This is a genomic window from Serratia sp. KG1D, assembly GCF_037150675.1.
GTDB classification, from domain to species: domain Bacteria; phylum Pseudomonadota; class Gammaproteobacteria; order Enterobacterales; family Enterobacteriaceae; genus Serratia; species Serratia nematodiphila.
This window is the reverse complement of the sequence record NZ_JBAGIH010000001.1, coordinates 928233-940874: the sequence shown is the minus strand read 5'-3', so window position 1 is coordinate 940874 and position 12642 is coordinate 928233. Positions and strand designations below refer to the sequence as shown.

The window sequence follows — 12642 nt, the reverse complement described above, 5'->3', positions numbered from 1 at the left end:
GCATCTAACACTTTGACCAATAACCGACTTGAATGGCAATCTTTATTGCCGGACGTAACGCCTTATCAGGCGATATTTGATACCGCCGCTCAGTTGGCACCCGTGCCCTTTTCCGCCATTCAGCCTCGGCTGGAAAATGCCCTGACGCTATTTTGCCACCCCCAATCGCCACCGCGTTTCATGCTGTTGAAAGCGCAAGAAACGCGAGAGTATCTGGAACTGATCGCTCACGCCGTCAAACCACTGCTGCCGAAAAATACGGCATGCCGCGGCAGCCACTATGTCATTCAGGATGGCAAGGTCAGCGTCGAGACAGCCAGCCGTGGCGATGAACCTTTTGCCGCCGGCGGCGCTTGTCTGTTCCAGGAGTGGATTGAACCGGAACAGCTGTTTGGCTGCGTACGGATCCACAATGGCGACATTACCCTGCAGCCGGGTCTGGTGCACCAGGCCAACGGCGGCATTCTGATTCTGTCGGCGCGAGCGCTGCTTGCTCAGCCGTTGCTGTGGCTGCGGCTGAAGCAAATGATCGGTCAGCGCCAGTTCCACTGGGTTTCGCCAGACGAAACCCGCCCGCTGCCGGTAGCCATTCCACCGATGCCGCTGGATCTGCGGCTGATTGTAGTCGGCGACCGTCACGGCCTGGCCGATTTTCACGATATCGAGCCGGAACTGAGTGAACAAGCGATCTACGGTGAATTCGAAGACGATCTGCAGCTGACTGAAGTTGATGATATGGCGCAGTGGTGCGGTTACGTCAACGGCGTGATTGCCGACCAGCAATTGCCGATGCTGGCGAACGACGCCTGGCCGCCGCTGATCGTCCAGGCGGTGCGTTACAGTGGCGATCAGGGCATTCTGCCACTCTCGCCGGTTTGGCTTGGCCAGCAGCTATCCGAAGCCGCACTGTATGCCGAAGAAGATCGCATTACGGCCAAAGCGTTCGAGGCGGCGTTAAATGCCCGAGAATGGCGCGAAAGCTATCTGGCCGAGCGTATGCAGGATGAGATTGAGTTGGGTCAGATCCTGATTGAGACCGAGGGTGAAGTGGTCGGACAGATCAACGGTCTGTCAGTCCTGGATTATCCCGGTCATCCACGCAGCTTTGGCGAACCGTCGCGCATTAGTTGCGTTGTGCATCTCGGCGACGGCGAGTTCACCGACGTCGAGCGCAAAGCCGAACTGGGCGGCAACCTGCACGCTAAAGGCATGATGATCATGCAGGCGTTTCTGATCGCCGAACTGGATCTTGATCAGCAGCTGCCCTTCTCCGCTTCCATCGTCTTTGAGCAATCTTATGGTGAAGTGGATGGTGACAGCGCCTCGCTGGCTGAGCTATGCGCATTGGTCAGCGCCCTGTCACAGCAACCTATCACCCAGCAGATCGCCGTCACCGGCTCCGTCGACCAATTCGGCAACGTACAGCCGATAGGTGGCGTTAACGAAAAGATCGAAGGCTTCTTCGAGGTTTGCGTACGCCGCGGCCTGACCGGCAAACAGGGTGTCGTATTGCCCGTGACCAACGTGCGCCATCTGTGTCTGCGCCAGGATATCGTCGATGCGGTGCGAGAGGGGCAGTTCCATCTGTGGGCGGTAGAGAGCGCGGCGGAAGCCTTGCCTTTGCTCACAGGTTGCCTCTACTCTGACGAACAACAGCCGAATTTGTTGGCGGCCATTCAGGAACGGATTGCGCAGGTGAGCCTGCAGGAACGCCGTCGTCCGTGGCCGCTGCGCTGGCTCAACTGGTTCAACCACGGCTGATCGGACTTGTTCAGCGTACACGTGTTAGCTAACCTGCGTCCTTCATTAAAATAAGGCTTACTGAGAACATGGTAGATAAACGCGATTCCTATACGAAAGAAGACCTCGAAGCATCCGGCCGTGGCGAGCTGTTCGGCGCCGGTGGCCCACCGTTGCCGGCAGGTAACATGTTGATGATGGACCGCGTGGTCAAGATGACCGAAGACGGCGGGACTCACAACAAAGGTTATGTGGAAGCGGAGCTGGATATTAATCCGGACCTATGGTTCTTCGGTTGCCACTTTATCGGCGATCCGGTCATGCCAGGCTGTCTGGGCCTGGATGCGATGTGGCAGTTGGTCGGTTTCTACCTCGGTTGGCTGGGTGGCGAAGGCAAAGGCCGCGCGCTGGGCGTTGGTGAAGTCAAGTTTACCGGCCAGGTGCTGCCAACCGCGAAAAAAGTGACCTACCGTATTAACTTCAAACGCGTCATCACCCGTAAGCTGATCATGGGCGTCGCCGATGGCGAAGTACTGGTTGACGGCGAAGTGATCTATACCGCCACCGATCTGAAAGTGGGTCTGTTCAAGGATACCACTGCGTTCTAATCACGCAGACGAGAGGGCGGCCATCGTCTTCTTTGCTAATGCTCTTCGCATGCCATCACGCCCAGCGTGATGGCATTTCTTTCTCTTACCTTTTAAAGACTACCCACCTCCTTTAATCGCCCGCTACCGAACCGATTTATCCCTCCTGTCTCTACCCTTTTCCTACCCGAAACGGTCAAAGCCACAGGCCAGTTTGAGCGCACCCTCCCCACAGCCAGCTATCGACACGATAGTGTTTTTTGCATCCGGTTATTTTCTTGCCCCTTAAAATCACCTAGTATAGCCACCCATGTAACTACAATAAATGTACCAACCAAGGGCCGATATGCAAAAAACCCGCTTTAGCGATGCACCTTGCCCCGTCGCACGTTCATTAGATCGTGTCGGAGAATGGTGGAGCATCCTGATCCTGCGTGATGCCTTTCAGGGGTTATCCAAATTCGACGAATTCCAACAAAGTCTGGGGATGTCACCGACTCTCCTGGCCCGGCGACTGAAGGATTTGGTAGCCCACGGCATTCTGCATAAGCAACGTTATCAAACGCGGCCGGTTCGCTATCAGTATCTGCTCACCGAACGCGGCAACGATTTTCTCCCCGTGCTGGCAGCTCTCTCAGAATGGGGCAATCGCCATTTGATCGACGGTGACATCAGCGCCTTGTTAGTCGACGGCCGCACCGATCGGCCGATCCAGGTCCAATTGGTCAATGTCGATACCCAACAGCAGGTGCCGCCGCAGTTTATTACGCTGGCACCAGGGCCTGCGGCAAATGAAGGCATACATCAACGCGCCGCACTGATGCGGCAACGGCGCCTCGCCGATTTATCCGAACTTACCAAGGAGTAGTCATGAGCAATCGTCGTATCGTTATTACCGGCATGGGCGCCGTTTCACCGTTAGGGCGCGGCGTGGAGACCATCTGGCAACGTTTGTTAAAAGGAGAGTCCGGCATTCGGGCTTTGCCTGACGAGATCGTTGCAGATTTACCGATCAAGGTCGGAGGTCAGGTTCCGGCGCTGGCGCAGGATGCTGAAGCGGGCTTCAACCCCGACGCTTCCGTCGCCCCCAAGGACCAAAAGAAAATGGATCGCTTTATCCTGTTTGCCATGGCGGCGGCGGATGAAGCCGTTCGTCAGGCCGGCTGGATAGCCGATACGGAGGAAAAACAAGAGCGCACCGCCACCGTCATCGCCTCGGGCATTGGCGGCTTCCCGGCGATTGCCCAGGCGGTACGCACCACCGACAACCGCGGCGCCAAGCGCCTGTCGCCCTTCACCATCCCCTCTTTTCTGGTCAATCTGGCGGCCGGCCATGTTTCCATCAAGCATCACTTCAAAGGCCCGATTGGCGCACCGGTCACCGCCTGTGCGGCCGGCGTGCAAGCCATTGGCGACGCTGTGCGTCTGATCCGCAATGATGAGGCCGATATCGCGCTGTGCGGCGGTACCGAAGCCGCTATCGACACCGTCAGCCTGGGCGGATTCGCCGCCGCGCGCGCTATGTCCACCGTACCGGCCGAGTTGGCAAGGCAGGCTTCCCGGCCTTTCGACAGTGCGCGGGACGGATTTGTCATGGGGGAAGGTGCCGGCATGCTGGTGATTGAAACGCTGGAACACGCGCGGGCGCGCGGTGCCACACCGCTCGCGGAAATCGTCGGTTATGGCACCAGCGCCGACGCCTACCACATGACCTCCGGTGCCGAAGACGGCAACGGTGCTTATCGGGCGATGAAAATCGCGTTGAAGCAGGCGAACGTCGCCCCAGAAGAGGTTCAGCATTTAAACGCACACGCGACCTCAACGCCCGTGGGCGATCTGGGCGAAATCAATGCCATCAAACACCTGTTTGGCACGACAGGAAGCGTCGCGGTAACCTCGACAAAATCCGCCACCGGGCACCTGCTCGGCGCCGCCGGCGGGCTGGAAACCATCTTTACCGCCTTGGCGCTGCGCGATCAGATCGCCCCCGCGACGCTGAATCTGGACAATCCCGATCCGGCGGCGGCAGGTTTACACCTGGTCGCGAAACGGGCTGAACCGATGAGCATAACCTACGCCTTATCGAACGGCTTCGGCTTTGGCGGCGTGAATGCGAGTATTCTACTGAAACGCTGGCAGGACGAGTAAACGGCACAAACAAAAACCTCCGCCAAGGGCGGAGGTTATTCCTTTTATTTGACAGGGAGCCGCTTAAGCGGTCACAGCCCTGTCTTCCATGGCTTCTCGCCAACCTCCCAGCCATTGAGACCGGGCGTCCACCGATGATTGGTAGGGACAATGTTCCCTGGAACGCCCTAAAATACCTGCCTGATACCCTCTCGAATGCGCCCTTTCCAGACGATCGCGTTTCTGTCTCTTCATGCCTCGTTTCCCTCATTTTGGTCTGGTGGAAAGAAAACAATGGCTGCTTTTTGCGCAGCCACGAGTAATCAATAGCGCTAAAAGAAGAGAAGATCAATGCGCAAAATTCACGCCAATGTCATATTTGTGAGCTACGCCCGAGGAAAGTGCTAAGTGGCTGATCTGCTGGGAAAGGGGTTAACTGTTTGAAATGAAATATAAATCCCTGCCAGCGAAAAAAAACGGATTTTCACGCCGACAGGGATTAGACGATTTTAGACCAAATTATGACTAAATGCCGCCCATCTGTGCTGCGATAGCCTGAGCTTCCTGCTGCCATCCCTGCGCCAGAGTGCGCACCAGGGCATCATAGCCGTCTTCACCCTGTTTCAATTCCAGGCTGAAAGGCCGTTTGATCAAACGCCCCTGGCGATTCAGCACCCACTCGCCGCGAATGATCGCCTTGCCGTCAAAACGGCCGTGGAAGCCGCTGATGGTCACGTTCAGCACATCCTGATCGCTGCTCATCGGCTGTGAAGAGACCACCCAGCCCGGCAGCGAGCTGCTCAGGTTGGTGACCAGCGTTTGCTGCAGCTGCTGGTCGAGCGGGCTGGCCCACAGGTTGTTCTGGGCTATCACATACTGTACGTCGTTGGTCTGATACACCACGCCGCTCTGCGCCAGATAATCCGCCACGCTCACGTGTTCCAGCCACAGCTGGCGCGTGGAAGCGCCGCTGCTGCTGGCCGCAGCAGGCGCACCCAGCGCCGGCAACTGATAGTAAGTCTTCTGTGGCGAACTGCTGCAGGCGCTGAGCAACAGCGCCAGGGCTACCGGGATCCATTTCATCATTTCGTGGCCTTCTTCGGCTGAGGGTCAGTGCTGCCGGCGGCTTCAAACACCAGCGCGTTGCTCTTCTCATTCAGGGTGCGCAGCACCGGTTGCAGCTCACGCAATACCTGATCGAGGCGCTGCATGTCGCCCACCATCTTGTTGTAAGCCGGTGAACCAGGCTGGAGCCCTTTCATGCTGCGGTTCAGCTCCAGCAGCGTTTTCTGCATGTCCTGCGGCAGCGCCTGCATCTCTTTGCTGGCGATGATGTCGTTCAGCGACTTCATGGTCTGCTGCGTCGACTTCATGGTTTTCTGACTTTCCGCCAGCGTCTTGGTCGCTTCGTTGATCATCGGATTGATCGGCATCGAATTAATCTTATCCAACGTCTGCATCAATTTCTGCTGGATCTGCGCCAGACCGCCGCTGGTGGTCGGCATCAGCGGATAACCGAACAGCTCGCGCGGCCCTTTCCACGGTTTTTCCTGCGGATAGAAGTCGAGATCGATGTACAGAGAACCGGTCAGCAGGTTGGCGGACTTCATCGAGGCGCGCATGCCGCGAGACTCCGCATCTTTCAGGTGCCCTTCAATATCGAAGTTGCCGCCCAGCTGTTTCTGGAAGCGATCCGGCTCGATGCGGATCAGCACCGGAATGCGGTAATCGTTATCCAGACGCTGCGCCATGCCGTCTTTATAGAACGGCACCTGCGCCACCGTACCCAGACGGATGCCGCGGAACTCGACCGGCGCGCCCGGCTGCAGGCCGCGTACCGAGTCGGAGAAGAACAGCAGGTAATCCTTATGCACGGTATACAGCGAATCCTGCGTGCTGCGCTGGTTGTCGAACAGCTGATATTCCGCCTTCTCTTTCGCCTGATCGCCGCGATCCCAACCGTCCGGCACGTCAAAACTGACCCCGCCGCTGAACAGCGTGGTCAACGAGCCCATCTCCACCCGCATGCCCTGCGCCGACATGTCAAACGCCACGCCGCTGTCTTTCCAGAAGCGCACGTTGGTGGTGACCAACTGATCGTAAGGCGCGGTGATGAACAGCTGATAGCGCATAGCGCGCTCTTTAGGATCGAAGTAGCTGGTTTCCACCGACCCGACGCGATAACCGCGGAACAGCACCGGATCGCCGGCGTTGAGCTGGCCTGATTTCTCGCTGTCCAGCACGATGCGCAACCCTTTGGCATCCGGGGAAGCCAGCGGCGGCGCATCGAGCAGCTGATAGTTGTCTTTGCCGTCTTTGCCTTTGTTGCCCGGCTGCAGTTCGATATAGGCGCCGGAGAGCAGCGTGCCCAGCCCGGAGACGCCTTCACGGCCGATCTGCGGCTTCACCACCCAGAAAGCGGAATCCTGGCGCAGCAATTTTTCCATGCCGGAATTGAGGCGAGCCTGCACCATCACCTTGCTCAGGTCATCGCTCAACGTGACGGTTTCCACCACGCCGACGTCAACGCTGCGGCTTTTGATTTTGGTTTTACCCGCTTCCAGCCCTTCCGCCGTCGAGGTCACCAGCGTCACCACCGGCCCCTGATGGCTGAAGTGGTAAAACAGGATCCAGGCGCCGATCAGCGCGGTCACGATGGGAATGATCCACACCGGCGACCAGCGTTTGATCTTCTCAACGTCTGCGACGCTATGATTATTTTCCGTCACCTTGCGGCTCCTTGTTGATTGTTTCACTTGCGCGATCCCAGGTCAGCCGGGGATCAAATGTCATGGCGGCGAACATGGTGAGGATTACCACCAGCGCGAACAGCACGGCGCCCGTCGCGGGATAAATGCTCATCAACTGCCCCATTCGCACCAGCGCCGACAGCACGGCGATCACAAACACGTCGATCATTGACCAACGGCCAACGAATTCAACCACTTCATAAATCAGATGCATACGCTCGCTGTCGGCGCGCGGTTTCTTCCTGCCGTTCGCATCCCAGCACAGCCAGCCGATCGCCAACATTTTCAGCGACGGCACCATGATACTGGCGATGAAAATCACCATCGCCACCGGATAAGAGCCGTCCCCCCACAGCAGGATCACCCCCGCCATGATGGTGGAGTTCATCTTGTTGCCCAGCGCCTCGGTCACCATGATCGGCATCAGGTTGGCCGGAATATACAGCATGACAGAGGTCACCAGCAGCGCCAGCGTCCACTGCAGGCTGTGACGACGCCGCACGTAGCCCTTGGTGTGACAGCGCGGACAGCGCACCTGATCGGCCGGCAGGATCGCCGTGCAGCACGCGCAGGAGCGCACGCCCTGGCGCATGCCGGTGCGCCCCACCGTCAGCGGGCGATGCAGTCGCGGCGCCGGTTCGATATCCTGCCACAGCCAGCGCCGATCCACGCACTGGAAGGCGCGCACCTGCAGCAGGCAGAACAGGCAGTAAGGCACGAAGCTACTGCCGATGCCGATATCGCCGTAGGCCATCAGCTTGACGAAGCTGACCAGCACCCCGGCAAGGAAAATTTCCACCATGCACCAGGTCTTGAACTGGAACAGCACCCGAGCCATCCACTCTTTGAGCCCCAGCGGCAAGCGCACTCTGGCGCACAGCAGGATAATCGCCACCATGCAAAACGCCGGGATCAGCTGCACGAACACCATAAACAAGGTGGCCATGCTGGCGTAGTCTTCCGCCACCATCACTTCCGGGATTTGGATCAGCCGGATTTCGTTGCCGAGGCCGGCGACGCGCATGTTGATAAACGGGAAAATGTTGGCCAGCACCAGCATGAACAAGGCGCTGAGCGCGTAACCGATCGGCCGCTTGCGCGGCTCGTCCCAGCGGGCGCTGAGCGTGGTTTTGCAGCGCGGGCATACCGCTTTGCTGCCATAGGCCAGCGGCGGCAGCGCCACCAGCATGTCGCACTGCGGACACAGCATCAGGTTATCCTGCTGCGCCGCCGAGGGTGCGGAATGACTATGCTGCTGATGATTGTTGTGGGAACACACCATATTCCTCCTAAATAACGTCGCTCACCGGCACGTCGATGCCGCCCGCAGCAGCGCGCGGGCGGCATCGCAACGGTCAGCCGTTTTTCATCGCTTCCAGCTCTTCCCAACGGGCGAAAGCCTGTTCCAGCGCTTGCTCGGCATCAGCCAGCGCTGTCAGCACTTCTTGCGTTTCGCTATGCGGCCGCGTGAAGAAGTCGGCGTCGCTCATCTGCGCCTGCAGCGCTTCGATTTCCGCTTCCAGCTGTTCGAGCCGCTGCGGCAACTGTTCCAGCTCACGCAGCAGGTTGTAACTCAGCTTGGCCGCCGTTTTCTTCGGCTGTTCGGCCTTTTTCTCCGCCGCCGGTTTGCTCGCGCTCGGCGCCGCCTGACGAATCGGTTTCGCCGTCGCGCGCTGATGATGCGCATCGTAGTAACCGCCGACGAAGGCATTGATCACGCCGTTGCCTTCGAAGATCCAGCACTCGGTCACCGAGTTGTCAACGAACTGACGATCGTGGCTGACCAGCAGCACGGTGCCCTGATAGCCGTCGATCAGCTCTTCCAGCAGCTCCAGCGTTTCGACGTCGAGATCGTTGGTTGGTTCATCGAGGATCAACAGATTGCTCGGTTTCAGAAACAGCTTAGCCAACAGCAAGCGGTTACGCTCACCGCCCGACAGCGCCTTCACCGGCGTCATCGCGCGTTTAGGGTGGAACAGGAAGTCCTGCAGATAGCCCAATACGTGGCGAGGACGGCCGTTGACCATCACTTCCTGCTTGCCTTCCGCCAGGTTGTCCATCACCGTGCGCTCAGGATCGAGATCGGCGCGGTGCTGGTCGAAATAGGCCACTTCCAGCTTGGTGCCGCAGTGCACGCGGCCGCTGTCGGCTTTCAGCTGACCGAGCATCAGTTTCAGCAGCGTGGTTTTGCCGCAGCCGTTCGGCCCCACCAGCGCAATCTTGTCGCCGCGCTGCACCTGGGCGGAGAAACCGCGCACCAGCACCTTTTCGCCAACCTGATAATTGACGTCTTCCAGCTCGAACACGATTTTGCCGGAGCGGGTCGCCTCTTCCACCTGCATCTTGGCGGTGCCCATCACTTCGCGGCGCTGCGAGCGCTCGACGCGCAGCGCCTTCAGCGCGCGCACGCGGCCTTCATTGCGGGTGCGGCGCGCCTTGATGCCCTGACGGATCCAGACCTCTTCCTGCGCCAGCTTGCGGTCGAACTCGGCGTTTTGCAGCTCTTCCACCCGCAGCGCTTCTTCTTTGCTCTGCAGATACAGATCGTAGTTGCCCGGCCAGGAAACCAGCTTGCCGCGATCCAGATCGACGATGCGCGTCGCCATGTTGCGGATAAACGAACGGTCGTGCGAGATGAAGACGATGCTGCCGTCGAACTCTTTCAGGAAACCTTCCAGCCAGTCGATGGTTTCGATGTCCAGGTGGTTGGTCGGTTCGTCGAGCAACAACACGCGCGGCGAGCTCACCAGCGCGCGGCCCAGCGCCGCTTTACGCAGCCAGCCGCCGGACAGTGAGGAAAGCTCGGCGTCGCCGTTCAGCCCCAGCTGCAGCAGCACTTCGCTGATGCGGCTGTCGAGCTGCCACAGCCCCTGGTGATCGAGGATCTCCATGATTTGCGCCATGCGCGCCAGGTTTTTCTCGCTCGGGTCGCTTTCCACCAGGTGGGAGATCGCGTGATAGGCCTTCAGGTGTTCTGCCTGCTCCGCAACGCCTTCCGCCACGAAGTCGAACACGCTGCCGCCGATATTGCGCGGCGGATCCTGTTGCAGACGCGCCACGATCAGATCCTGTTCGTAGATCACCCGGCCGTCGTCCAGCGGGATCTCTTTGCCGAGGATCTTCAGCAGCGTGGATTTGCCGGCGCCATTGCGCCCGACCAGACACACGCGCTCGTTGTCTTCAATATGAATTTCGGTGTTGTCTAACAGTGGCGCATCGCTGAAAGAGAGCCAGGCGCCGGACATGCTGATTAACGACATAGTAATTATTTTCCTTCGCCGGCGTGAGTCACCAGCCAGCAGTTGTGGATCTGACGGTTACGGGCAAAATCCTGCGACAGCGTCTTGGCGGTGATCTCTTTCGCCTCCAGACCCAACGCGCTCAGCCCTGCCATATCCATTTGGAAACCGCGCTTGTTGTTCGAGAACATGATGGTCCCGTTGCGGCGCAGCAACCGTTTCAAATCTTTCATCAGCGCCAGATGATCGCGCTGCACGTCAAAGGTGTTCTCCATCCGCTTGGAGTTGGAGAACGTCGGCGGATCGATGAAGATCACGTCGAACTGTTCATTGGCATTGCTCAGCCACGACAGGCAGTCGGCCTGGATCAGCCGATGCTGGCGGCCGGTCAGGCCGTTGGCGCGCAGGTTCTTCTCCGCCCATTCCAGGTAAGTGCGCGACATGTCCACCGTGGTGGTGCTGCGCGCGCCGCCCAGCCCGGCGTGCACGCTGGCGGTGCCGGTATAGGCGAACAGGTTGAGGAAATCCTTGCCGCCGCTCATCTCGCCCAGCATACGGCGCGCGATGCGGTGATCGAGGAACAGGCCGGTATCGAGATAGTCGGTCAGGTTGACCCACAGCTTGGCGTTATACTCTTCCACCAGCAAGAACTCGCCCTTCTGCGCCAGCTTCTCGTACTGGTTTTTGCCCTTCTGCCGCTCGCGGGTTTTCAGGATCAGCTGATTCGACGGCAATTCCAGCACCGCCAGCGTCGCGTTGATCACATCGAACAGGCGCTGTCGGGCTTTCTGCGCATCGACGGTTTTCGGCGGCGCATATTCCTGCACCACCACCTTGCTGCCGTAACGGTCCACCGCGACGTTATATTCTGGCAGATCGGCATCGTACAGGCGGTAGCATTCAATGCCCTGCTGCTTCGCCCACTTGTCGAGCTTCTTCAAATTCTTGCGCAGACGGTTGGCGAAATCTTCCGCCACCTGCACGCCGCCGGTAGCGGTGCCGGCCGGGCTTGCCGCCAGCTGATAGTTTTTCTGCACGCACTCCAGCGGGCCGTTCTTCGCCTTGAACTGGCGCTCGGCGCGCAGCTGCAGGCAGCTCAACAGCTCCGGCGAGGCGCTGAACAGCGACAGCTGCCAACCGCCGAAGGCGCTTTTCATCACGCGGCCCAGCATATTGTGCAGCGCGATCAGCGCCGGTTCGCTTTCCAGACGCTCGCCGTACGGCGGGTTGCTGATCACCGTGCCGTGCGGGCCTTCCGGCAGCGGGTTGGTCAAGCGCGCCACGTCGCCGACGTTGAAGGTAATCAGCTCGGCGACGCCGGCGCGGCGGGCGTTGCCGCGCGCCATTTCAATCACCCGGCGATCGATATCGGAGCCGAAGAAGCGAGAGGCGGTTTCCTGCAGGCCGCGGCGCGCGCGTACCTGCGCTTCGGTGGTGACTTCACGCCACAGGTCGGCGTTGTGGCCATTCCAGGCGCTGAAGCCCCAGTGTTGACGGTGCAGGCCCGGCGCGCGATCGGCGGCGATCATCGCCGCTTCGATCAACAGCGTGCCGGAGCCGCACATCGGATCAAGCATCGGCGTGCCCGGCTGCCAGCCGGAACGCAACACGATGGCGGCCGCCAGGTTTTCCTTCAGCGGCGCCTGGCCGGTGAGATCGCGGTAGCCGCGCTGGTGCAGGCCTTCGCCGCTCAGATCGAGCGCCACGCTGGCCATATCGCGTTGCAGGAAGACGTTAACGCGAATGTCCGGCTGCTGCTTGGCGACCGTCGGGCGTTGGTCGAGTTTACGGGTAAAGCTGTCGACGATGGCGTCTTTCACCTTCAGCGCGCCATACTGGCTGTTGCGGATCTCTTCGTTCACGCCGCTGAAATGCACGGCAAAGGTTTTATCCACGCCAAAAATGCTCGGCCAGTCGATCGCCTGCACCCCGAGGTACAGATCCAGATCGCTGTGCACGCGGAATTCGTTCAGCGGCAACAGAATGCGCGAAGCCAGGCGGCTCCACAGCAGGCTTTGGTACAGAAGACGATCGTCACCCTGAAAATGTACCCCGCCCTGCACCACTTTGCAGTCGTGAGCGCCAAGCGCTTCCAGCTCGCTTTTTAACAGTTCTTCCAATCCACGCGCCGTGCTGGCAAACAGAGAGTTCATATCGTACTTATCACCAAAAAGAAAATTGTTGCGCATTATAGCTAAT

10 protein-coding genes are annotated in these 12642 nt (G+C 59.3%); 4 read left to right on the top strand and 6 right to left on the bottom strand.

What is annotated here, in order from left to right:
* Positions 1-12 precede the first annotated feature (12 nt).
* From WFM45_RS04505 to fabF, 4 genes are all read left to right on the top strand, one after another.
* On the top strand, positions 13-1761 hold the full coding sequence (locus WFM45_RS04505) for an AAA family ATPase (protein ID WP_004928141.1): 1749 nt from the start codon (positions 13-15) through the stop codon (positions 1759-1761).
* Positions 1762-1829: 68 nt separating this feature from the next.
* Positions 1830-2348 carry a bifunctional 3-hydroxydecanoyl-ACP dehydratase/trans-2-decenoyl-ACP isomerase gene (fabA, locus tag WFM45_RS04500; protein ID WP_004928144.1) on the top strand — a complete coding sequence of 173 codons (519 nt, stop codon included), beginning with the start codon at positions 1830-1832 and terminating at the stop codon, positions 2346-2348.
* Between the two features lie 325 nt (positions 2349-2673).
* Positions 2674-3195, top strand: coding sequence for a winged helix-turn-helix transcriptional regulator (locus WFM45_RS04495; RefSeq protein ID WP_033633685.1), 522 nt, complete (start codon positions 2674-2676; stop codon positions 3193-3195).
* A gap of 2 nt (positions 3196-3197) precedes the next feature.
* Positions 3198-4475, top strand: coding sequence for a beta-ketoacyl-ACP synthase II (gene fabF / locus WFM45_RS04490; protein WP_336954803.1), 1278 nt, complete (start codon positions 3198-3200; stop codon positions 4473-4475).
* A gap of 63 nt (positions 4476-4538) precedes the next feature.
* Here fabF and rmf read toward each other — a convergent pair whose 3' ends face one another.
* The 6 genes from rmf to rlmKL form a co-directional block, all read right to left on the bottom strand.
* Positions 4539-4709: a ribosome modulation factor gene (rmf, locus tag WFM45_RS04485; protein ID WP_004928150.1), complete on the bottom strand. Its 171-nt coding sequence runs from the start codon at positions 4707-4709 to the stop codon at positions 4539-4541.
* Between the two features lie 270 nt (positions 4710-4979).
* Positions 4980-5540 carry a membrane integrity-associated transporter subunit PqiC gene (gene pqiC / locus WFM45_RS04480; protein WP_082996876.1) on the bottom strand — a complete coding sequence of 187 codons (561 nt, stop codon included), beginning with the start codon at positions 5538-5540 and terminating at the stop codon, positions 4980-4982.
* Complete coding sequence (gene pqiB / locus WFM45_RS04475; RefSeq protein WP_049187516.1) at positions 5537-7183, bottom strand: intermembrane transport protein PqiB; 1647 nt, start codon at positions 7181-7183, stop codon at positions 5537-5539. The genes pqiC and pqiB overlap by 4 nt, the downstream gene beginning before the upstream one ends.
* On the bottom strand, positions 7170-8486 hold the full coding sequence (gene pqiA / locus WFM45_RS04470; protein ID WP_015377352.1) for a membrane integrity-associated transporter subunit PqiA: 1317 nt from the start codon (positions 8484-8486) through the stop codon (positions 7170-7172). The genes pqiB and pqiA overlap by 14 nt, the downstream gene beginning before the upstream one ends.
* Before the next feature lie 73 nt (positions 8487-8559).
* Positions 8560-10464 carry an ABC transporter ATP-binding protein gene (locus tag WFM45_RS04465; RefSeq protein WP_015377351.1) on the bottom strand — a complete coding sequence of 635 codons (1905 nt, stop codon included), beginning with the start codon at positions 10462-10464 and terminating at the stop codon, positions 8560-8562.
* 5 nt (positions 10465-10469) lie between these two features.
* The gene (gene rlmKL / locus WFM45_RS04460; RefSeq protein ID WP_121976464.1) at positions 10470-12596 is read right to left on the bottom strand and encodes a bifunctional 23S rRNA (guanine(2069)-N(7))-methyltransferase RlmK/23S rRNA (guanine(2445)-N(2))-methyltransferase RlmL; all 2127 of its coding nucleotides are present in this window, start codon (positions 12594-12596) and stop codon (positions 10470-10472) included.
* Between the last annotated feature and the right edge of the window lie 46 nt (positions 12597-12642).